19 protein-coding genes and 1 pseudogene are annotated in these 23458 nt (G+C 40.9%); 16 read left to right on the forward strand and 4 right to left on the reverse strand.

Annotation, left to right across the window (positions count from 1 at the left end):
- Positions 1 to 75: 75 nt before the first annotated feature.
- From M3193_RS13230 to M3193_RS13290, 13 genes and pseudogenes are all read left to right on the forward strand, one after another.
- Positions 76 to 813 (forward strand): IclR family transcriptional regulator, encoded by a 738-nt coding sequence (locus M3193_RS13230; RefSeq protein WP_251628490.1) that lies wholly within the window; start codon positions 76 to 78, stop codon positions 811 to 813.
- 351 nt (positions 814 to 1164) lie between these two features.
- Positions 1165 to 1818: a hypothetical protein gene (locus M3193_RS13235; protein WP_251628492.1), complete on the forward strand. Its 654-nt coding sequence runs from the start codon at positions 1165 to 1167 to the stop codon at positions 1816 to 1818.
- Positions 1819 to 2188: 370 nt separating this feature from the next.
- A complete protein-coding gene (locus M3193_RS13240; RefSeq protein WP_251628495.1) occupies positions 2189 to 2626 on the forward strand; it encodes a general stress protein in 438 nt (145 codons plus the stop codon).
- An 89-nt stretch (positions 2627 to 2715) separates the two neighbouring features.
- Positions 2716 to 3012, forward strand: a complete 297-nt coding sequence (locus M3193_RS13245; protein ID WP_353056415.1) for a WYL domain-containing protein — start codon at positions 2716 to 2718, stop codon at positions 3010 to 3012.
- 260 nt (positions 3013 to 3272) lie between these two features.
- Positions 3273 to 3677: a (deoxy)nucleoside triphosphate pyrophosphohydrolase gene (locus M3193_RS13250; protein ID WP_251628499.1), complete on the forward strand. Its 405-nt coding sequence runs from the start codon at positions 3273 to 3275 to the stop codon at positions 3675 to 3677.
- Entirely contained in the window at positions 3656 to 4480 is an 825-nt protein-coding gene (locus M3193_RS13255) for an HNH endonuclease (protein WP_251628501.1), read from the forward strand. Before M3193_RS13250 ends, M3193_RS13255 begins: the two co-directional genes overlap by 22 nt.
- 12 nt (positions 4481 to 4492) lie before the next feature.
- Complete coding sequence (locus M3193_RS13260) at positions 4493 to 6340, forward strand: DNA/RNA helicase domain-containing protein (protein WP_251628503.1); 1848 nt, start codon at positions 4493 to 4495, stop codon at positions 6338 to 6340.
- 156 nt (positions 6341 to 6496) lie between these two features.
- Positions 6497 to 8436 (forward strand): annotated as a pseudogene (locus M3193_RS13265) (DNA/RNA helicase domain-containing protein).
- 207 nt (positions 8437 to 8643) lie between these two features.
- The gene (locus tag M3193_RS13270; RefSeq protein ID WP_251628505.1) at positions 8644 to 9858 is read left to right on the forward strand and encodes a YHYH domain-containing protein; all 1215 of its coding nucleotides are present in this window, start codon (positions 8644 to 8646) and stop codon (positions 9856 to 9858) included.
- An 833-nt stretch (positions 9859 to 10691) separates the two neighbouring features.
- Positions 10692 to 12275 (forward strand): S-layer homology domain-containing protein, encoded by a 1584-nt coding sequence (locus M3193_RS13275; RefSeq protein WP_251628507.1) that lies wholly within the window; start codon positions 10692 to 10694, stop codon positions 12273 to 12275.
- A gap of 13 nt (positions 12276 to 12288) precedes the next feature.
- Complete coding sequence (locus tag M3193_RS13280) at positions 12289 to 12522, forward strand: DUF3006 domain-containing protein (protein WP_251628509.1); 234 nt, start codon at positions 12289 to 12291, stop codon at positions 12520 to 12522.
- 442 nt (positions 12523 to 12964) lie between these two features.
- On the forward strand, positions 12965 to 13264 hold the full coding sequence (locus tag M3193_RS13285) for a hypothetical protein (RefSeq protein ID WP_251628511.1): 300 nt from the start codon (positions 12965 to 12967) through the stop codon (positions 13262 to 13264).
- 130 nt (positions 13265 to 13394) lie between these two features.
- A complete protein-coding gene (locus tag M3193_RS13290) occupies positions 13395 to 15026 on the forward strand; it encodes a hypothetical protein (protein WP_251628513.1) in 1632 nt (543 codons plus the stop codon).
- A gap of 49 nt (positions 15027 to 15075) precedes the next feature.
- Here M3193_RS13290 and M3193_RS13295 read toward each other — a convergent pair whose 3' ends face one another.
- The 4 genes from M3193_RS13295 to M3193_RS13310 form a co-directional block, all read right to left on the reverse strand.
- Positions 15076 to 17493, reverse strand: coding sequence for a DEAD/DEAH box helicase family protein (locus M3193_RS13295; RefSeq protein WP_251628515.1), 2418 nt, complete (start codon positions 17491 to 17493; stop codon positions 15076 to 15078).
- Positions 17486 to 17812 carry a nucleoside triphosphate pyrophosphohydrolase gene (locus M3193_RS13300; protein WP_251628517.1) on the reverse strand — a complete coding sequence of 109 codons (327 nt, stop codon included), beginning with the start codon at positions 17810 to 17812 and terminating at the stop codon, positions 17486 to 17488. Before M3193_RS13300 ends, M3193_RS13295 begins: the two co-directional genes overlap by 8 nt.
- 176 nt (positions 17813 to 17988) lie before the next feature.
- The gene (locus M3193_RS13305) at positions 17989 to 19044 is read right to left on the reverse strand and encodes a DUF4236 domain-containing protein (protein WP_251628519.1); all 1056 of its coding nucleotides are present in this window, start codon (positions 19042 to 19044) and stop codon (positions 17989 to 17991) included.
- Positions 19045 to 19329: 285 nt separating this feature from the next.
- Positions 19330 to 20073, reverse strand: a complete 744-nt coding sequence (locus M3193_RS13310; protein WP_251628521.1) for an IclR family transcriptional regulator — start codon at positions 20071 to 20073, stop codon at positions 19330 to 19332.
- A 193-nt stretch (positions 20074 to 20266) separates the two neighbouring features.
- Between M3193_RS13310 and M3193_RS13315 the strand changes: the two genes are divergently transcribed.
- From M3193_RS13315 to M3193_RS13325, 3 genes are all read left to right on the forward strand, one after another.
- Positions 20267 to 21121 (forward strand): dimethylarginine dimethylaminohydrolase family protein, encoded by an 855-nt coding sequence (locus tag M3193_RS13315; protein WP_251628948.1) that lies wholly within the window; start codon positions 20267 to 20269, stop codon positions 21119 to 21121.
- A gap of 19 nt (positions 21122 to 21140) precedes the next feature.
- Positions 21141 to 21902: a dimethylarginine dimethylaminohydrolase family protein gene (locus tag M3193_RS13320; RefSeq protein ID WP_251628523.1), complete on the forward strand. Its 762-nt coding sequence runs from the start codon at positions 21141 to 21143 to the stop codon at positions 21900 to 21902.
- A gap of 104 nt (positions 21903 to 22006) precedes the next feature.
- Positions 22007 to 23431: an amino acid permease gene (locus tag M3193_RS13325; protein WP_251628525.1), complete on the forward strand. Its 1425-nt coding sequence runs from the start codon at positions 22007 to 22009 to the stop codon at positions 23429 to 23431.
- Positions 23432 to 23458: the final 27 nt, after the last annotated feature.

The raw sequence follows: 23458 nt of genomic DNA on the forward strand, positions 1-23458 counted from the left end.
AAGGGTCTGATAATTAAAGATGCGGGGCTGGTCCAATATCTGCTACAATATGGGGAAGACGGGAGGCAAACGAAGATGATTCAATCGATAGACAGGGCCATGCTCATCATCGAAGTCATGTCGGACTCGCAAAAGGATAAATGGCTCGTCGCAGAGTTGGCGAAGGAGACGGGACTGCCGATTAGCACGGTGTATCGGCTGTTGCAATCACTTGAGATGCATAATCTCGTTTCGCAAATCGAACATACGAAGCAATATGAACTAGGCTATAAATGGATGGAACTGGGCTTAAAAAAATACGAGAAACTGGACATTCGTCATGTAGCTCGGCCGATTCTCGAAAAATTGGCAAAGGAAGTAGAGGAAACCGTATACCTGAATACACCGAACGATGACGTATCTATTATCATAGACCGGATTGATAGTCCGCGGAATGTACGTATCATTGATAGTATAGGTGAACGCATACCGATGAACATCGGGGCCGCTAATAAAACGATGCTTGCATATGCGCCTCCCCATAATACGGATGCCTTGCTGCAAAGGCTAATTCTGGAGGAGGGGGAGCGGGAACAATTTAAGCAACAATTGCGCTCGATCAAACGGAAAGGGTTTGCAATCAGTATAGGCGAAAAAACGAAAGGGACACTAGCAGTCGGTGCGCCTATTTTTGATTTTGAAGGAACGGTACTTGGGGCTATTAGTATCGAGGCACTCGAAATGCAAACAACTGAAGATCAATTGGATCACTTTATCGAAAAAGCAACCGAAGCTTCAGAAAAGATTTCTTCTGCGATGGGGCAAATAAAATAAATAGTGAAGTCATTGAGCTGGCAAAGGAAATGGGAGAGCTGAGATCGACTCATTTTACCGAAATAAAAGAGCAGTGGATGAAGAAGGGGCGGATAAATGAGGAGTCCCTTCGGATAGTAGGATGATTACATTTATATCATATTAGTGATGTTAGTTGCACGCTGGACCAATTAAAGACGACCTTCAAACATCATGGATTGCTATCGCATGCATATTCCCATTGGCCAGCAATACCCTGTTATCGCCCCCAATTGTAGTCAATAGGTGATTACTGTATACTCACTTACGGAAGACTCCTGATAATATCAATTAGGAGCACAATAGAACCTATTCTAAAGGGGAGATTCGATAATGCTAAAGAACAGATTTATCGTTCTATGTTGTGTTTTATTATTATTAGCTGCTTGCGGCGATGAAAATGATGTTGAGGAAACCGAGAGGAAAACTCCATTTGAATCCATTGTGCTAAATGATAATCATCCTATGTATCTCGATGACCTTGAAAGTGCTTTACATTTTGCTGAACAACATTCAAAGAAAAACATAGCAGTTGAGAATGTAGGTGGAAAAAGTTATAGCAAATATACGGATGAAACCATTATCATCTATAAAGGTTATGACAACCGAGGAATCATTACAGATATACAAATTTATTTATCTAAAGCGGATGAAGACATTGATTTGAAAAAGGGCTTGTCTGTGGCTAATGATTACTTGTCTAGCGATTTCATAAAAGAAAATTACATAATCGAAGACTCCTATAAAATTGTGCCAAAGGATCGTACTAGAAAAGATGTAAAAGACCATATCGTTATTGAATATCGCATGATTGATGAAAGCAAGAGGGATGAGGCGTCAAAACAACCTATTACCTTTTATGTCATGCTGGAGTTAGTAGATGACAAAGTTTATTTGGTAAGGATTCACACAGATAAGCCCAATTGGATGAGGCGTCTGGAGTTTAATGGTTATGATAAAGAGGACTGGGATATTAATCAATTCTAAGTCCGTAATTATTATACCTTATTATTAAACCTCTACCACGCTAAAGCACATCTCTTACAGCCAAGTATTCCAGCGCATACTTGGCGCAATAGTACGATGCTCAAGTGAAATAGGTTGTCGTACTTACAATTTTGTAGTAGATTTTGGTGCCTGTGCAGCACACAATTCAGTAAATACACTACAATTGTATAAAGAAATTGAAGAAGCCAACCGTATCAACTGCCGGTTGGCTTCTTTGTGTATTTACATACTTTAAGTTGAATTGTCATAAATGTGTGGTGCACAGGTACCTGATTAATAGTAAATATATTCTAGTCTAAAAAAATCAAAGAACGGGTAGAGAAGATATAGAATTAGGAGGTAACTAATAATGAAAAATCATGTTATTGGCATATACGAAAGTGAACAACAAGTGGTTGAAGTTGTTGAGGATTTACTAAAGAAGGGCTATACAACTGATGACATTTCAGTGATCGCTAAAAACACAACCCAACTACCGAAAATCGCAGAGGAAGTGAAACCCTCCATGAAGGATGGAGCCATCGCTGGAGCTGCAACGGGAGGAGCAATTGGTTTAGCAGGAGTGATAGCAGGGTTATCCACTATATTAATTCCCGGATTTGGAGCTGTGTTGGCCGCAGGTCCTATCATCACCACAATTGGAGGGGCAGTCATAGGGGCCAACTCGGGTGCTGGCGGATTTAAGCATGCGCTTATGGAAATGGGAATCAAAGATGATGAAGCTGAGCGCTATTCAAAAGATGTCGAGGACGGTAAAATCCTAGTATTCCTTCATCCGAAAGAGTGAGGATGGATTGGGATTAACTTAATGCAATACATGGAGATACACGGAAGTATCGTGAAGTAATTAGCTTCAATTAAGAAAAGGATGATAACATTCGGAGATACCGGGTAGAACGGATGCGAAATGCCCGCGTACAGGACGAACAATTCGTGCCAGACCCATACTTTGATCTACAGGAATACAAAACGAAGTTGTTCCAAATGTTCGAAGGCATCTTGAAAATTGACGGGTTCGCATCGCTAGGTCTTGCGAAGTCTGGGATGTTTTATCAGCTGTTTAAAGGTGTGGATGCAGAGAAGGTTAACGTGACAATCGATATGGTGGATCAAAGTACTGGAGAAGTAATGGGTACGGTTAATTGTCATGAGGCGATTGAGTATATGGAATAAGTAGGGAGTCGGAGGCTAATGCTTCTGGCTCTTTTTTGATCACATCATTATTATCGATTAATCTCCAATCACCTTAAAGATACCTTCTTGCACATGGGGCTGATTAACTAAACAATATATGAGTGCTATAATGATATATATAATTACAATAATCAAAACTAATTATTTTTCTTGTTTTTTAAGACGGTACAATAGACTGTCTCAAATTAAAGTGTCAAGGGAGTTTATCACTTCTTTAATAATTTTATAGGAGGCGAATTATGATACAGGTAGCAGCTGCAATTATCGTTAAAATGGGCAAGTTGTTAATTACTAAAAGAAGTGAAAGCATGAGCTTACCTAACTTATGGGAGTTTCCTGGCGGGAAGCTAAAAGAGGATGAATCACCTGAAGATTGCGTCGTACGGGAAATACGAGAGGAACTGAAAGTCGACATTACAGTACTTCGATATTTTACAACTACTCGTCACAAATACGATTTCGGTGAAATTGAATTAATTGCGTATGTTGCAGAATTAGACAACGGCAAGATCACCCTTACAGAACACTCAGAATTTAAGTGGGTCGATATAAGGAGTCTATGCAATTATGAGTTTGCACCCGCAGACATACCTATCATTAAAAAATTAGAGGAGGAAGGCATTTGGGATTTGATCCAGGGTTAACGATTGGACAGGTCGTTACAAATGATGATATACGAAATATTTTTAAATGTGGCAATATGGGAGGGATGAGGAGATCTAATACGACAAATACACTTATTATTGTAACCGATCATACAAAAGGGTTATATGACGATCGGTGGGAGGACGATATCCTACATTATACAGGAATGGGAAAGAACGGCGATCAAAAAATTGATTTTGCACAAAATCGTACGTTAAATGAGTCAGACACAAATGGTGTGGATGTATTCCTTTTTGAAGTTGTGAAGGAAAGAGAATACACCTATTTGGGCCCTATTGCACTTTGGGATAAGCCTTATCAAGAAGTACAACCTGGTGAAGATGGTGAAATGAGAAAGGTATGGATCTTCCCTGTCAAAGTGAAAAATAGTGAAGAAGTATCTTTACTATCTAGAGACTTAGTTGAACAAAACTTTTTCGAGAAGTCCAAAAAGGCAAAACGCTTATCAACTTCGGAAGTTAAAGAAAGAGCTGAACAAACGGGTACAACATATGTTGGTTCAAGAAAGTCACTCGTTACGACATATGAAAGAAATGTATATGTAACCGAATATGCTAAAAGAAGAGCGAAAGGGATTTGTGAATTATGTGAGGAACCAGCACCTTTTGCTAATAAATTAGGGGAACCTTATTTAGAAACGCATCATATAGTATGGCTCGCAAACGGCGGCGAAGATACAATTGAAAATACTGTTGCGTTATGTCCGAATTGCCATCGGAAAATGCATATTGTTGATTCGGAAAAGGATATTGAAAAGCTTAAACAAATTATCAAGATGTGAGGGGGCGTAAATATGTGTGCTCGAATCAAGAGTATAAAAAATTTCTGTTTGCATTGTAGTGCAGAAGCTTTCTTTCGATTATCTATACAAGAATTTATGGAAGAGATGAACACAAACTATTTAGAGATTTGTAGGGAAGAGCCATCTGACTTACAACAACAAGCATGGATTGATTCGTTTCACATACTTCAAGAATATTTATCCCCATTACAAGAGTATCCAATACATATGATTTTCGAATATGTACTTCCGCATGAAGGGGGGAGAAGGCCGGATCTTCTGCTAGTGAGTGATAAAGAAGTCCTCGTTATTGAGTTTAAAGAGAAGGCCACATTCCACCAAGCCGATGTGGATCAAGTAAGTGCATATGCCAGAGACTTGAGACATTACCATTACGAATCAAGAAATCGGAAAGTCACACCGTATTTAGTCCCTACAAAGACTAGGGGCAAGAGTGGATTATACGGTGATGTTATAGCAATTTCGCCAGATTTGTTATTGGAGGGCATACAAAAGTTTTGCCACAACGCAGATAGTCATGACAGTAAACAATGGATCAATTCAAAATACGAACCGTTACCTTCCATTGTAGAAGCGGCAAAAATGATCTATACAAATAAGCATTTACCTACTATTCATAGAGCGAACAGTAGTGGATTGCCTGAAGCTCTACGTAAATTGCAAAACATTGCTGAATCGACAGAAGCTACGAATAAAAAAGCACTCGTTTTAGTAACTGGTGTCCCAGGGGCGGGCAAAACCTTACTTGGTTTGCAATATGTTTATGAATCAAGTTTACAGGATCATAAATCTGAAGGCGTGTTCTTATCTGGAAACGGTCCCTTAGTGCAAGTACTCCAAGACGCGCTCGAGAGCAAAGCATTTATTCAACCATTACGAAATTTTATTAGCTATTACGGGAGTAAAAACTCGCTTATTCCCCAGCAACGAATATTGGTCTTTGATGAAGCTCAGCGCGCTTGGGATCGCGAACAAGTAAGAAAAAAACACTGCCACGACTTTTCGGAACCAGAGCTATTAGTCCAAGTCGCTGATCGAATCAAAGGCTGGACCGTCGTTCTAGGTTTAGTTGGAGAAGGTCAAGAGATATATGTTGGGGAAGAGGCGGGGATTGGCCAATGGATGGAGGCTATCTCAAAGAGCGAATCTGAATGGGACGTGTATGTACCGTCCAAACTTGCTAACACATTTGAAGAATACAAGGGGGCTGTGATGTATAGTGACGTTCTCAATTTGAGTATCACTTTACGGTCGCATATTGCAGAGGACGTCAGTCAATGGGCCTCAGAACTGCTGGAAGGATCTACTGATTTAGCCAAAGAACTGCTAGCGCAGATTTACGAGCAACACTTCAATATCTACGTAACGCGCGATTTAGAAAAAGCTAAACGATACGTGCAAAATCGGTATTATGAGGATCTGTCAAAACGATATGGGCTAATCGCTTCATCACAGTCTAAAATGCTTCCGCGGTTCGGAGTTGACACTTCGTTTAGAGGAACAACTTCTGTTAACATCGCTAAATGGTTCAATGATGATGTGAGAAGCGAACATTCGGGATGTCGATTATCAAAAGTAGCAACTGAGTTTTCTTGCCAAGGTTTAGAGTTAGACTTTCCGATAGTTTGTTGGGGAGAAGACTTGGTTTGGAATAAAGGTAAGTGGATTTTCAGCAATAATAACAACTCCCGACTAAGGAATCCGAATTTGTTGCGGATTAATAGCTATCGTGTGTTACTGACGAGGGGGCGAGATGGGATGATTATTTATGTGCCTAGCCATCAGGCACTGGATGAGACATATGAATTGTTGAAACGGATAGGGGTAAGGGAGTTATAGTATCAGAATGCAAAGTGTCTAGGCTGAGGGATAGGAAGATTTTTGTTTGGACAGTGTCGATCCTTGCGGTAAGTACAGAATTGTAAGATGATAATATTAATTCAATGCTAAAATAATAACCAATATTATGATAAAAGTGAAAAAGTTGGTGTACTTATGATTATATATGAATCGACAAAAGAACAATTTGTAGGAGATGTAGTCAATGAATTGCTCATAGATAGGCTATATAACTCCTATCAAAAGAAAATAGGCCGTACTTCTAAAGCTGAGATTCGTTCATGGGAGAACTCCCTGCAAAAAATGTCCAATGTCAAGCAGGATGATGAAATTCCAAATGACGCGTCAGTTGCCATTGAGTTTAATATTCCCAACACCTCTAAACGAGTGGATTTTCTAATTCCGGCAATGATGGTAATCAAGATCACGTCGTCATTGTAGAGCTGAAGCAATGGGAAGAAGTTGAGATAGTATCCAATAGAGATGCCGTAGTCCGAACTTATTTAGGAAAAGGCAACCGGGAAACGACCCATCCATCCTATCAAGCGTGGTCGTACGCTGCACTTATTGAGGACTTCAATGAGAATGTACAAGAAAAAGAAATTAAGTTGAAGCCTTGTGCGTATTTACATAACTATAGGAAGGTCGACAATGATCCTTTGACAGATGCTCATTACCAAGATCATCTTAATAAGGCCCCTGTTTTTACAAAGGGAGAAATTCAAAAACTTAGGGCATTTATTAAGAAGTTTATTCGAAAAGGCGATCAGAATCACCTGATCTACCAAATTGAAAACGGAAGAATCCGTCCTTCAAAATCCTTGCAGGATGCGTTGAACAGCATGCTAAAGGGCAACGAAGAGTTCATTATGATCGACGAGCAAAAAGTATTCTTTGAAGAGGCTTTTCACCAAGCTTTGGAAGCCTCTAAAACAGATACGAAGCAAGTGATGTTAGTAGAAGGGGGCCCTGGTACAGGTAAGTCAGTGTTAGCCATAAACTTATTAGTGAAACTGATCGACCAAGGGCTTGTCGCCATGTATGTAACAAAGAACTCAGCCCCACGGAACATATACTCTACGAAGCTTAAGGGTGATTTCAAGAAATCGCATATCGATAATCTATTCAAAGGCTCCGGCAGCTTTACAGAGGTGGATGAAAACGAATTTGATGTGCTGATCGTGGATGAAGCGCATCGTCTAAACGAAAAATCAGGTATGTTCCGTAACAAAGGTGAAAACCAAGTGAAGGAACTAATCAAAGGGTCAAAGTTCACAATCTTTTTCATTGATGAAAATCAAAAGGTCACATTGAGTGATATCGGCAGTGTCGAAATGATCAAACATTATGCTGAACAATACAATGCCGAAGTTATCTCATGCGAACTTACATCCCAGTTCCGCTGTGACGGGTCTGACGGGTATATCGCGTGGCTAGATGATGTGCTGCAAATTAGAAATACGGCAAATAAGAACGACTTAGGAATGGATTATGATATTAGATTATATGATGATCCAAATGCAATGCTTGCGGAAATTGAAAGGTTGAATGAACGAAACAATAAATCCCGTGTAATGGCGGGGTATTGCTGGGAATGGCCGAAGGAGAATCGCCAGGACGTGGACCACCATGATATCTCTATCCCTGAGCATGATTTCGGGATCAGCTGGAATATCGAAAACACCTGGGCCATTGAAAATACCTCCGTGAGAGAAGCGGGCTGCATCCATACTGCACAGGGATTGGAGTTTGACTATGTCGGCGTCATTATCGGTGACGACATGCGCTTTGAGAACGGACTAATTATTACCGATTTCACAAAGCGAGCAAAGACGGATCAATCCTTAAGGGGAATTAAAGGAATCGCAAAGAAAGATCCGGAAAAAGCACATGAATTGTCGGATCCTATTATCCGGAATACATATAGGACGTTAATGACCCGTGGGCAGAAGGGGTGCTTTGTGTTTTGTACAGATCGAGCATTGCAGGCGTATTTGGATGAACGGTTGGAGAAGGTTATGTTGTATCGGAAGGAAAGGGAAGAGATGTTGTATTTGGTGGAAGAGGGGGCGAGGTATATGCGGTACAAAAACTAGATATATCTTTTCCGAAAATCAGTTTTACCCAGTCCTAGGTTCTGACATAATTAATAAATTGTGTTAGAATCTAGCGCTTTCATTTCGATTTAATAATTTTCGTAAATCAATATGGTATTTATTAATTCGGAAAAGGAATTGAAAAACCAGTGTAAACCTTATAAGATGACATAAGCACTACCCTAAAATTATTCGAGGAGAGAAATTATGAAGAAGTTGTTTGTAAAGTTGAGTATTGTATTATTTACCTTATCTCTCTTTGAAAATGTGGCTTTGGCGCACCCTGGGCGGACAGATGGCAACGGAGGTCACACATGTAGAACAAACTGCGCCAAATGGGGACTGAAGACGGGTGAATACCATTATCATAATGGGGGCGGTTCCAGCTCTAGCTCTGGGACAACCTATTCTAAACCGAAACCCAAACCGCAACCAACTTATAGTCAAGCAGACGTTGATTATGGAAAAAATTCTGGCGAATCGCAAGGGTATGAAGATGGTTATAATAGAAGATACAAGAATGCGAGCACTGATATGGGCAACGAAGGCTATAAAAAAGGATATGCCTCCGGATATGCAGCCGGCTATCAGGAAGGGCTAGAGAAAATTAAAGAAGAGGATATACAATCTGGTGCGACTTTAGGAGAAAAAGACGGAAAATCGGCTCTTCGAAAAGGTGAAAACAAGGAAGTCTCAATGAATGATTCTAAATCAGATGATTGGAATAGCGCCTATAAAGTAGCCTTCATCAAAGCATACGATTATGAAAAAAATGTGCAAAATGCTGAGCAATCCGGCCATAATCTGGGCTACACTTTAGCTGAACTGGTGCTCCCCACTGAATTTGACAAAGACACCACGTTTAAAAAGGCATTTGAGTCCCACTACAAAACAGGTTATAAAAAACGTATAGAAGAAGAGGAGAAAAAGCACTTTGAGTTAGGAAGAAAAGATGGGTATGCCTTATCATTACTAGCAATTACATCGATGGACAATAGATTCCTAAACTCCTATGAGCAAGGATATGAAGAAGGGAAATCTAGACGAAAAGAAGAAGTCATAGCAGAAGGCCATCAATCCGCTTTCGTCAATTTTTACTATCCAGAAACAGACGAATATGATAACCAAGAACTAATAGATTGGTTTAAAGAAGGGTACGACTCGAACGAAATTGCTGTTCAAGTTAAGGATAGTGCGTTTGACAATGGTTATGCTAATTCGCAGTATGTCATACCTGAAGAGTTCAAAGTCAATGGAGCATCTATCGCATTATATGATTCATTGTTCAAAGAAGGACAAGAAGTGAGAACTCGAGAGAAAAAAGAGAATATGAAGACAGCTACAGGGGTTAGTCTAACAGCAGGCGGTATAGCGATGGGCGGATACCTACTAAGAAAACGGAAAAAGAAAAAACTGATTTAATTTTATAGTGGTGTTTATGAAGGCAGAGCTAAAATTTTAATTGGCTCTGCTTTTATTTTATAAGATCGAGCGAAGCCTAATCGGTAATTGCCGGTTTGTTTCATCATAACGTATTCTGTATTTTATTATTAGTTCACTCTTAAGCTGGACAGTGTTCGGTGACAAAAAGAGCTTGATGATTCAAGTGCAGCGTTTCCCTTTTAAGTTATAAAAACGTTCAAGTATTTTATTGAAATTGGATTCTTCTATATTAGGAATCGGGGAGAACTGCCAATAGGACATACTGCACCTCACATGCTTTTTCATATTGTATTCAGACTGTCTCGGATCTAAGACATATAGTTAAAGTATATGGGAAAAGGGGTGGGTGATTAATGTATCTCGTAGTAATGTTTTAGGTAAGTTAACCCATACATAAGAGACTAAGCAAGAGCCCAATCTTACAACAATGAAGATATAAAGTTACAACTCTTTCTTGCTCCTCTTCAAGAGGAAAAGGAATGTTGTCGACGTTAACTACTAAAACAGCTTTAAAGTCTAAATTTACGCGACAGCCACTATTTATAAAACACCCAAAGTCCTTAAAACGCAAAGTCATTGGGCGTTTTATATTTCTAGTTGAAGTTATGGAAAGTGCGGTGAACGTGAAATAAATAATACGTAAATCCGGAGATACTTCATTTAAAGCACTTGAAGGTGTAATGCTGACTTCACGGAAGATGAAAAAAAGATGTTTGATAATAATAGTCTAAAAATCTCCGGCAAATTAGTAGACTCCATTTGTGACATGATATAGAATTGAAAAGAAATTTGTAATAAAATGGAGGGTGAGAATGAAGAAATTTTTGTCAGTGTTTCTTGCTGCTGTTTTGTTGATTAATATATTTCCTATAACACCTGCTTCTGCGGCATATTCGGATGTACCTAGCAGTCATGGGTTTTATCAAGAAATCATGTTCTTGAAATCTAAGGGTGTAATTGGCGATCAAGCAAAATTTGGTGTGGATGATAAAGTAACAAGAGAAGAAGTTGCAGTAATGGTAAGTAAAGCTCTCGGACTTAACGGTAAGCAGACGTCCACAAAATTCAAGGATGTTCCTTCGAGCTTGACCTCATCTGGTTATATCAATTCCGCAGTAAAAGAAGGAGTAATCAATGGATATACAGACGGGACCTTTAGACCAAAGAGCATTGTGAACCGTGGCCAGATGGCGATCTTTTTGGCAAATGCATTCAAACTTAAAACTGAATCAACAAAGAACTTCAAAGACGTAAAACCTTCAATGGCTTCATACTCAGCTATTAAAAAGATAATACAGGCAGGAATTACAACTGGCTACTCAGATAATACATTCCGAGCAAATGATACTTTAACACGTGGGCAAATATCAGCCTTTTTAGCTCGTGCTATGGGATTTAAGAAAACTGTTGCGAAAGACATGAAAGTCCACTTTATTAATGTCGGGCAAGGAGATTCCATACTTATACAATCTCCTAACGGGAAGAACATGTTGGTTGACGGAGGTGCTAAATCTGCAGGAGCTGATGTAGTTGCATTTCTAAAAGCAAAAGGTGTCAACAGACTTGATTATGTTGTTGCCACCCATCCGGATGCTGATCACATAGGTGGATTAATTGCAGTCTTGAACGCTTTCCCGATTAGCAATTTTGTAGATTCTGGACAAGCACATACAACACAAACGTATTTAGAAATGCTTTCCTTAATTGATAGCAAAAATATAAACTACATTACTCCTAAAGCAGGTGACAAACTTGCGTTAGATTCAGCGCTTACGATTTCTGTCTTGAATGCTGCTGAACAGGGTGATGACAACAATGAAGCCTCTATTGTCCTTCAAGTGAAATACAATGGAATTTCATTCTTGTTGATGGGAGATGCTGATACAGGTCAAGAGAAAGAAATTATGTCGAAATACAGCATCCAGTCAACGATTTTGAAAGCCGGGCACCATGGTTCGAATACAAGCAGCTCAGCAACTTTCATCAATGCGGTCAAACCAAAAGAAACAATTCTTTCCTATGGGAAAGCAAATTCCTATGGGCACCCACACAAAGAAGTGGTTGCTAATTTACAGAAGGTGAATTCGAAAATCTATTCAACAGCTGAAGCTGGCAATATTACAGTTACGACAAATGGAGTAACTTATTCTGTTTCTGCAAAGCCGTTTAGTGGAAGTACGCCAATTCCAACTCCAACTCCGGTACCAACACCGAAGCCGGCTCCCAAACCACCTGGAGACCTGAATACCGGAACTTATGTAATACCAGGAGCACCGACGTCGTTTGCTAACTGTACGGAAATGCGTAAATATTATCCAAGCGGAGTAAAATCCAGTCACCCTGCCTATGCTTCAAAGCATGATCGTGATAAAGATGGATGGGCTTGTGAGCGATAAAAGGAGTGATTATATGGAGAAGTATACTCTTGACCGGTTTGATGAAGATTATGCTGTCCTCTTAAAGTATCCAACAGAAGATGAACAGTTGTTGATTCCTAAAGAAAACCTTCGAGAGTTCCATGAAGGGGATATCATGTTAGTTAAACAAGAGGGAGAGGAATTCTCCTTTCTTCCGCTGAAAACAGAAACTGATGCCATGAAATCCAAAGTAAATAATCTAATAAATAAACTGAAAACAAAATGAGCAACTGAATAACGCTTTAAATCGTACACCCCAGATGATTTAACATAAACCCTAAACTTCGGGGTGTTCTTGGGAAATAGAGAAAAATAATAAACCTTAACGATAATTGAAAAAGTAAGTGCGCAAGTAATTTGCACGCTTACTTTTTTCTTTTTTAAAACAGCGGGTTTCATAATGAATGCTGTCATCCAGTAGATTGTGTCAGCTTCAACAGTAAGTTTCTTCAAGTCATCCAGCAATTTCTGTGTAAGTAAGCGCAGTTTAGTCAACTTCTACTTCCACTAAAAAGATCCGTTCCTCGAAACCGCCACGTTTAGCGGCTTTCTCTCGCTCCAGTTCATCCGCTGTCACTCCGTGAAACTTTGCTGATTATATAAGTTGTCTGAAATATATGTTTTTGATGTGATATAATATCCATATTAATAATAGGAGGGCAGTGCCTATGTTTAGATCACATATTATTTGGGGGAACTATCCAGAAACTGAGGATTTGATTGAGGAATTACAGCAACATGAATTGGACATGATAACTGTCATCGATGATGATATGAAGCGTAGTCTGAAGAGGCAAGGTGATATTGTATATGCTTCAAGAGAATACGTGGAAGATGCTCGACTTAGCCAAGTTACAGAATACCACTATTATTATATCTCTCCTTTCAGGAGGATAGGTGGCAACGCTTGGAAGGTTCAAAAAGTAATAGGATTGTTACATGAATTTCGGACTTATAAAAAGCACTAGGCGTATATGCATGAAACTATATAAGTACCAGAAACCCGATCGATTCTGAATTCCTCGGGTACCTGGTATCAGACAGGTGATATTAGGTTAAAGGGGAGATATCGAAATTTGCTTATAAGGGGGGGCTAACATGCCAAAAAATATAACGCAATTTGATCTATTAATATCTTGTCCATCCGATGTAAAGGAAGAATTAGAAATTATTAAGGATACTGTTGCTGACTTTAATCGCATGTATGGTGCGGCTAATAATACCTCGATAGTCGCAAAGCATTGGTCTACAGATGCTTATCCACAATTGGGCGAGAAGCCACAGAATCTGTTGAATAAACAATTCGTTCTAGAATGTGACGCAGCTGTTGCTGTATTTTGGACTAGATTTGGCACTCCTACTGATAATTATGGGTCTGGAACAGAAGAAGAAATTGAAGAACTACTAAAGAGTGGTAAACAAGTATTTCTATATTTCAGTGACCGTCAGATTAACCCCGTTTCCATAAATTTTGATCAGTATAAAAAAGTCCTTGAATTTAGGGAGAGGTATAAAGATAAGGGCATTTTTGCACCTTACTCTGATCTAATGGAATTTAAAAAGAAATTTTTAAACCATCTATCTTTATACTTTGTGAATTTATTGGCAAATGGAAATGAAAAACAATCTTCACATACCAGCAAACTAGCGGTGAAAGGTGTTAGGGACGGAAAAATAACTGAAAATCTAACCATTTATAAAAGGAGGAGTTATTTAGAATCTGAATTTATGACAAACATGGTGTCGAACATCCAAAGTCTATTTGAAAAGGTGAACAATATATGTTTACCTGACAAAACAATAGTGTCGCAAGGTTCGGAAATTAAAATGGGGAATGATGGAACACCACCAGCTTTAGTTGTCGGCAAATCATTAACTAATGTTGAAAGTGCTAAAAATGAGTGGCAAGATCAACTTAAAGGACTTAATTCAATATTTAGTTCCGTTGAATTAACTTTACCAAAAGAACTACAAAGTGATATCGAATCATTCGTAGAAGAATTTAGTATTGAAATAAATAATGACATTTTTAATATCGGGAAGTTATCTAAGCAGAAACAGCCTTTTGGTGGTGGTCCATTTGGGACAGGCTCTTCATATACTTTGGTTGGTTCTGAAGATGAAAAAGAGAAATATAGAATATTAATAAAAGTCTATGGAGAAAACAATGAATTTAGACAGTGGGAATCGTTTTTTGCAACCCTAGAATCTAAATATTACTTGGATTTATGCCTAGCTAATTTTGGGACCAGCTACGATGAGGATGTTGATATTAGACTCTATGTAAAGACAGGGTATTTGTGTACAGTTAAACAACTGCCAGTGCCTGGTAATGATATTTTGGCAACAGCAATAAAATTTATCGAGCCCTTTTTCAAACCTGAAAAATCTCTCACGGTAAATGAGTATGCTGATTATCCTGAATATGGGTCAATATCTTCTTCTGATATCGCATTGTATGGTCTAACTCGTTCATATGAGGAGAAAGTTGAATCAAGGAAAGAAGAGTATTTAGAATCAATCGATAACGTTTTTTGTTATGAACACTTTCAAGATGACGGCTATGATGTTATTTGTTATAAGCAGTCATATATAAAACAGAATACTAATGTGTTTTTTCCGTCAATTATTGTATTTCATAGTTTGCCTGACACAATAAGATATGAAATATCATCAAAATTTTTTCCTGAGGTAATAGAGGGGGAACTAAAACCTATTCTGGAAAATTAATTTATATTTCTAATGTGTGGTGCGCCTTGCACCACACATTCAATACTTCTCACTCCATCTTACCTTTCCTCTCAAAATACCAATGCAACCGATACTCACAAATTTCCTTCACCCACTCAAACAGTATTTCATCATACTCTTTTGCCACCTCTATCTGCGGGGCAAAAATTCCATCTTCAAATTGGATCAGACCCTTTGAAGTGCCACTCCACTTTGTCATAGGCATAGTCTCAATGAGCTTAGCAACTTTCGCTTCATCATAATTATGTAATGCCAGTCCTTGCTTATCTGCCAGATCCGCATCTCTACGATATGGTTTCTCCATAAGATAGGCATGAAAGAAAGGTGCCACTTCCACAGCTGTAACAGGCTTATACCAATTGCCAGCTCCTCTTGAAAGCATATATTTCAGCACGACCATCTTGTAACTTTTATTCATACCAGTGCGGTTCACTTCAATCAGCCAGTCCATATGACGTTTCAACACGTCGGTTTCTAATTCATTCAACTCCCCAGCGTGTTCCAAGAGGTTAGGGTAAGTTTTGAACTTCTGTTGAATCACTTTTGAATCCTCTTTTGCCTTTAAATGATATTTCAAGTAAGAAGGTCGATGTCCGAGCTCTTCTTTTAATTCAAAATAAGCATTGAGCAGTCGTTGCTGGATCGGCTCATTCTGTTTCATTGCTTCCAAGAGGTCGATGACGGCCGTTTCGAAATTGAATTCGAAATACGTAGGTTCCGTGAATGTTTCACTGCTGATTTTAGCAGGCAGTTCATTGTTATCTGCGAAGACTTTGTATTTCTGGCGTGCATTGCGGTAATTTCCAATGAGATCGATGATTGTACAATGTGATTTGCCGGCCGCAAGTCGTAGTCCGCGTCCGATTTGTTGAGTGAAGACGGTAAGTGATTCTGTTGGACGAGCGAACAACAATGTATCTACAGAAGGGATATCGACACCTTCATTAAATAAATCTACTGTGAAAATGATGTCAAGTTGCCCTGATTCCAACATGCTCCTAGCGGCATTCCGGGTCTCCCTGTCTGTATTGCCATGAAGTGCGAGGGAGCGGTAGCCTGCTTGCTGGAAATGCTCGCTTAGGAAAACGGCTTGCCGGATGGACGAGCAGAATCCGATAGTCTGGCTCTGTTTATGCTCCTTCCAAGCTGTCAGCACAGCTTCCGCATAACTGTCACGTATTTGAAGACGGAGCAGTTCCTCTTCGTCATACCGATTGTTTCGCCACTTCAACTCGCTGTAATCCGTTTCATCCAATACGCCGTAATAGACGAAAGGGGATAGCCAGTTTTGCCGGATAGCGTCCAGGAAGTGGATGGATATGGCTTCGTTGCCGTCACACAAACTATAGACGTCCTTGTTGTCCAATCTGTCAGGTGTTGCGGTCAAGCCTAGCAGGAACTTCGGCTTGAAATAAGCCAATACCTTTTCATACGTAGGGGCGGCGGCATGATGAAATTCATCGACGACAATCAAGTCGAACGCAGTCGGTTCAAAACGCTGCAAATGATGTCGCATAGCAAGTGTCTGAATTGAAGCGAACACAAAATCTACGTCACTTTCTTTCTGTTGACCATTATAAATTCCGCTTGTTCTGTCAGGGAATACATGCTTGAAAGATTGCTGTGCCTGCATCAACAGCTCTTCGCGATGCGCTATAAAAAGAACCCGGGAATAAGTTTGGGCAAAGAACGCAGCCAAGTACGTCTTGCCGAGCCCCGTTGCAAGTACAACCAAAGCTTTTTCATATCCAGCTTCAACTGTTTCATTCAATGCGTCCAATGCGAGTTGCTGTGCAGGTCTGGGTTCTAGGGTAGTTGATTCATAAAGAGCTGATGGATCTGCAACTTGGTCATCCAAGATAGTTGCTCCGAATGTCATTTCAAGCTCGGTCTTTGAATCATACACAGCGCTGAACGGCAATTTCCGGTTTGTTTCATCGTATCTAGTCCTGTATTTTGCAATCTGTTCATTGTTGATCTGAACAGTGTTCGGCGACAAAAAGAGATTCATGAACTCATGGGCAGCCGTTTCAAAGATTTCGGTATCGACAGTGGAGGGGGCATATAGGTTCCATTCAATGCCGCTCGTCAAGGCAGACTTTGATAAATTGGACGAACCTACGATGACAGATGCTTCGGTCTTTGATTGAAATAGATAAGCTTTCGGATGAAATGAAGTGCCGCCGCTTTCCATCATACGGATCTCGGCACTAGGGATCTCATCTAACAGCAATTGAAGCGCATCTGGTTGGGTGATGGACAAATAATCGCCCGTCAGTATTTTAATATCAGCACCGCGCATTACTGCCTCCCGTAAGACAGGTAACACTTCCTGTACACCAGACTTCATAAGGAATGCCGTCATCCAGTAGATCGTATCAGCTTCAGCAGTAAGCCTCTTCAAGTCATCCAGCAAGTTCTGTGTAAGTAAGCGCAGCTTAGTCATCTTCTACTTCCACTAAAAAGATCCGTTCCTCGAAACCGCCGCGTTTAGCAGCTTTCTCCGCACGGATTGCCTCCAGTTCTTCCACTGTCACTCCATGAAACTTCGCTGCAGCATGAATCAATTCCAACATATCAGCCAGTTCCTCAACAGCATCATCTGATGAGACAGCTCCTTCATATTCCGCCAATTCCTCATGCATCTTCTTGTTCACTTCTGTTATGTATTGTGAGTCATCCAATAGATACGTTACATACGTCTTCCCGTCCTTCTCGATAATTTGTGGAATGAGGTCACGTACAAGTTTATTGTAGATAGGCATATGATTTTCTCCTTTAAGTTACAATTTTCTATATTTTAGTATATAAGTTGGCGGCTCGAATGGATAAATTGGAAAGTTGACATATCCACTTATGAACTACCGCTTGATGTAGCTTGCTCCAAGAAAGACAACTGGACAGCCGATCATACGATTCAATGATTGACTGTCCATTCAAATTAAAGCTCCTCCACTAACCGAAACCCCTTTGTCTTCAGATGATTCATACGATGTTCAAACGTCTTAATCGTTTCAGAGCAATCGATAACATCAAAAAGCATACCGTCAAGTTCTTCTCGTCTTATGCGTGTAGAAATGATGCATCCTTTCGTAGGTAGTTCATCTGCCTGGCTATAATCGTATGCATGGATAAGGACCTTTTCTGCCGGGAGGATGGCGAATACCTCTCTCGCGATCCGGATGACGCAACTACAGACATAGTCTTGATAAAGAGTGAAATAGTTGGTTTTACCCAGCTTTTTTCGTGATAGATTTCCTTTTGCAGTAAGTGACAACACCTCTGTTGGCACATGTTCTTTATTGCCGACTTGGAAATAGGCTGTAAGCTCTTCGTTGTTGAATTTGAAATCAATTTTACCGCCTAATTGTTCAATATCATCGAAAGGGTGATAGGCTTTGAGTGCTCTGAGCCATGCTTCTTCACTCCCGGCCAATACCTCTTCGGCTAATTCCCGCTTTGCTTGTTTTTCAGTCAAGAGACGCTGATCCTGCTTAACTGCATCAGCGAGTTTCTTTTCGAGGGCGCGTTTTTGGGCTTCGCCGCGCTTAAGTAATCGGCTGATCCATGACGGTTTAAAGACGGCAAGTTCCTGGCGGATCGGTTCCGCATTAGGTCCGCTGTTGCCCCTAAACGAATCCAAATCCTCCCGGATAATTCCTTCCCAGTCCACTGGATCCTCCGATTCCAGATGAATGGAGATGAGCATGTTGACGTATGCGTTATAAGCTTCTACTTCTTTAGCATCGGCAGGGGAGGCAGTCGCTATATTAGGAATCGTCTCATAGGAAGAGCGTTGTGGTCGCTTTTTCCGTTTTGTTAATTGCTCTGAGTAAGAAAGACCTGTCCCGGGAATGCCGACATTGGCACGGACCCCGCGCTTTCCGACCGTTACTGAAGCTCCGCGACGGCCAATCGACGTGCTGACTCCGCTTTTACTAATATTCAAACGGACACCTGGTGCAATTTTAACCCGTTTTTGAAATCGAAACCCCATTTTAATCCACCTTTCTATTTTTAATGTAGTACTTCTCGTTAATCTAATCATAATGAAGTGCTAGTTTAATTTCAAAATAACTATTTCTGAAATCCCAAATGTAAAGTACAAATGAAAGTTAAGATTGAGCACATGGTACAAACAAGCAACAATGCATAATAGCGACAATTGTAAAAAGGAAGCCAAGTAACATCGGCTTCCTTTTACGTCGTATACCTGAAAGTACGCATGATTATTCTTCTCGACAATCGCTTTCACATCTTCCGCGAATCATCAGTCACTCCGTTAATAACTCGAACGATGTCCCAGTTTTTTTGAGATGCGCGTCCCTGTTTCGAGTAATCGCTCCCGCATGGAGGCGAGGCGTTCTTCAGTCATGTGGAAGCTGGCGTAGCCGATGCTGACCGCGCCTACGACTTCCCCAAATCCGTTAACAATCGAGACGGCTATGGAGGAGGTGCCTTCCGTCCGTTCCCCGTGACTTTCTGCGTATCCTTGTTTTCTTATTTCTTCTAATTTCTTTTCAAAGTTGGGGATTTCTTGTTCCTGAATGAGCCTTTTCAAAATAGCTCGCGTTTTTTCTTTCGGGAAGGCGGCTAGCATTACTTTGTTCGCTGCGCCAATGTGTAAAGGAATCCGAATCCCGAGTTGGTCGTAAATGCGAATCTGGTTTTTTTCATTATCAATTCGTTCGATAATGATCGCGTCCAGTTCTGCTGGTTTGCTTAAATAGACGCTTTCTTCCACTTCCCTTGAAAGCTGGTCAAGCTCCACTCGGATTGTATTGACATAATCCATCGAGTCATATACTTGCAGGCCGTACTCCAGCCAAATGGTGCCGAGCCGATAGAGCTTCGTTTTAGGATCTTGCTCCACCATTCTTTGGTTAATCATCGCTTTTAGTATCCGATGTAGCGTGCCGAGTGGAAGATGCAGTTTTTCAGAAAGCTCCGAAATGGATAACCCTGTATCAACAGTTTGAGTAGCTAATAAATTTGCAATGAGCATCGTGCGGTCAATGGTTTGCACAGAAATTTACCTCCCGTGAGTAAGACAATTTGGATAGATCGTTTTTAAGATGTGAAAAAAGATAGATTACTTTCTTCAGACTTATTGACATTTTACCATAATGGCAATATATTTAATCTAATAAATTTCCCGACAATGGAAACGCTTTCCGTTCAGTGGAAAAGGAGGGGTTGAATTGACGTACTGTTCTTCGATGTATGGACCTTTGAAACACGTGATTGTGAAGCATCCGAACGATGCATTCCGCAGTCAGTCGCATTTGGCGCGTGAATGGCAGACCTTCAACTATTTAGCCGAACCAAATTTTGAAGAGGCGATCAACGAGTATGACAGATTCATTGACATTCTGAACAAGCATGTTGAACAAATTGATTATTTACCGCAGTCGGATGATGTCGGTTTGGATTCTTTGTATGCCCATGACCCGGTGAAGTTCACTCCTGTTGGGGCCATCATTTTAAAATCAGGAAAAGAGCTGCGGCAACCGGAAGCTGCTGTCTATAAGCAGTTTTTGAAAGAGAAAGGTATTCCGATCATCGGTGAGTTAACAGGCGATGCTGTTTCGGATGGCGGTGATATCGTCTGGCTGGATGAACGGACACTTGTGGTAGGAAGAGGGTACCGGACAAATGATGAAGCCATCCGCCAATTAAAAGAAATGACTGCTCATATGGTGGACGAGTTCATCGTTGTACAATTGCCGCATGATTTAGGTGAAGCGGAGTGTCTGCATTTAATGTCTTTTATAAGTATGGTGGATCGAGACTTGGCAGTTGTTCACTCCAGATTGATGCCTGTGTTTTTCCGTCAGTTGTTGATCAATAGAGGTATTCAGCTCATCGAGGTTCCGAATGAGGAATACGACAAGCTAGGCTGCAATGTGTTGGCATTGGCACCGCGCGTATGTGTGCTCCCTATTGGAAACGATTACACGAAGGAGCAATTAGAGAATGCCGGTGCAACGGTTTATGAGTATAAGGGCGATGAAATTAGCGTCTTAGGCACGGGGGGACCGACGTGTCTCACCTGTCCAGTTGTCAGAACCTAAAAAAAAGGAGAGATTTCATATGTTTACAAATGTCATCGTAAAAACACCAGGTAACAGCTATGTAAATGGACTTACTACATCGGATTTAGGGGAGCCAATTTATGATGTTTTGCTCGAGCAGCATAAGGCTTATGTGGAAGCTTTGAAGCAATGTGGAGTGAACGTGACTCATTTGCCTGCGAATGAAGCGTTCCCTGATTCCACATTCGTTGAAGATACGGCAGTCCTTACTTCAGAATTTGCTGTTATTTGTAATCCAGGAGCTGCTTCCCGTAATCGTGAAATCGAAGACATGGAGCCTGCCATTCGGAAATTCTATGACAAAGTCTATCATATCGAAGGATCCGGAACGGTGGACGGCGGAGATGTGCTCCAAGCGGAAAATCGGTTTTATATCGGAATTTCTGACCGTACAAATGAAGAAGGTGCCCGCCAGCTACAAGACATCCTTGTAAAAGAAGGGTATGAAGCTGAAATCATTCCGTTGAAAGAATTCTTCCATTTAAAGACGGGCATCGCTTATGTGGGAGAGAATCGGATGGTACTTGCTGGTGAGTTCGTGGACCATCCTGCTTTTGAGTCATATGAAAAAATCATTGTCAGTAAAGAAGATGAGTATTCTGCGAACTGTATTCAAGTGAATGATTATGTCATCATTCCAAAAGGCTACGAAGCAACTAAACGTCAATTGAATGAAGCCGGCCTGAAAACGATCGAGCTTGAAATGTCCGAGTTTCAAAAACACGATGGTGGTCTAAGCTGTTTGTCTTTACGTTTCTAAAGAAGTATCCCCGATTAATTTCAGATGAATTTGTCGGGGATCTTTTCCAGCTACGGTAGACTGAATTTTAATTTTATTCAAAAGGGAAATGGGGGGTGGATAGTATGAATAAAGTAGGGGAACAAGCACATACGCCGCAATTGAATCGTTCGATGAAAAGCCGTCACTTGCTAATGCTGTCTCTTGGAGGTGTGATTGGAACAGGATTGTTTTTGAATGTCGGCTATACGATCAATCAAGCTGGTCCTGGCGGAGCGCTTCTCGGGTACTTGATTGGTGGGTTGATTTTATATATGGTGATGACTTGTTTGGGGGAACTCGCCGTCCATATGCCGGTGACTGGATCATTCCAAGCGTATGCAACGCGTTATATCAGTCCTTCAGCAGGGTTTTCACTCGGTTGGATGTACTTTGTCGGTTCGGCTGCTACGGCGGGGGTCGAGTTCACTGCTGCCGGAATCCTCATGAAACATTGGTTTCCTGATATATCGGTTTGGGTGTGGTGTGCCGTATTCATGGCGTTGTTGTTCTTTTTGAATGCGCTCACAACAAAAGGTTTTGCGGAAGCGGAGTTTTGGTTTGCGGGCATAAAAGTCCTTGCTGTCATCGCTTTTATTATCATCGGAGCACTTGCGATATTCGGGTGGATACCGCTGCAAGATCGTGTGGCGCCGCATCTCTCTAATTTGGCGCCTAGCAATATGTTTCCTGCTGGGATTGTCATTGTATTCGTGACGATGATGAATGTCATTTTTTCTTACCAAGGTTCTGAACTCGTCGGAATCGCGGCTGGGGAGACGGAGAATCCGAAAAAGAACATTCCGAAAGCCATTCGGACGATATTGTTCCGAATCATCGTTTTTTATATTGCATCCATCGTCGTGCTGTCTGCGATTTTTCCTACATCTGAGTTAGGGCTGATGGAAAGTCCATTTGTCACATTGATGAAGTTGGCGGGTGTTCCTTATGCGGCAGGCATCATGAACTTCATTATCCTGACGGCGATTTTATCGGTAGGGAACTCTTGTTTATACGCATCCACACGTCTCCTTTGGGCGATGGCAAATGAAGGGATGGCACCTAAGCTGTTCGGTCGCTTGACGAAGAACAAGGTGCCGCTCAACGCGTTGATCTTCACGATGTTCTTCTCGTTGCTATCGCTGTTAACAAGTGTGATGGAAGCCGATGCAGTGTTTGTGCTGCTCATGTCGATTGCTGGAATCGCTGTCACGATTTCATGGATGGGTATTGCACTGTCCCAATTAATGTTCCGTCAACGGTACATTAAAGAAGGAGGGAAAATAGAAGACTTGGAGTATCGAGTCCGCTTGTATCCTTGGATTCCGGCTTTCTGTATCGTCTTCTGTTTAGCCGTACTAGGTTTCCTTGCGAGTGATCCTACACAACGGATCGGCTTAGTATACGGTGTCGGTTTTTTCATCGCTTGTCTATTGTTCTATAAATTCAAATTGGCAAAGAAGCCTCCTGAGGGTGTTGAAGCATCGGAGCTTGGGCCGGAAATAAAATAAGAGTGTCTGGTACTGGAAAAGGAGATT

Origin of the sequence: Sporosarcina luteola, assembly GCF_023715585.1 — a bacterium.
GTDB classification, from domain to species: domain Bacteria; phylum Bacillota; class Bacilli; order Bacillales_A; family Planococcaceae; genus Sporosarcina; species Sporosarcina luteola_D.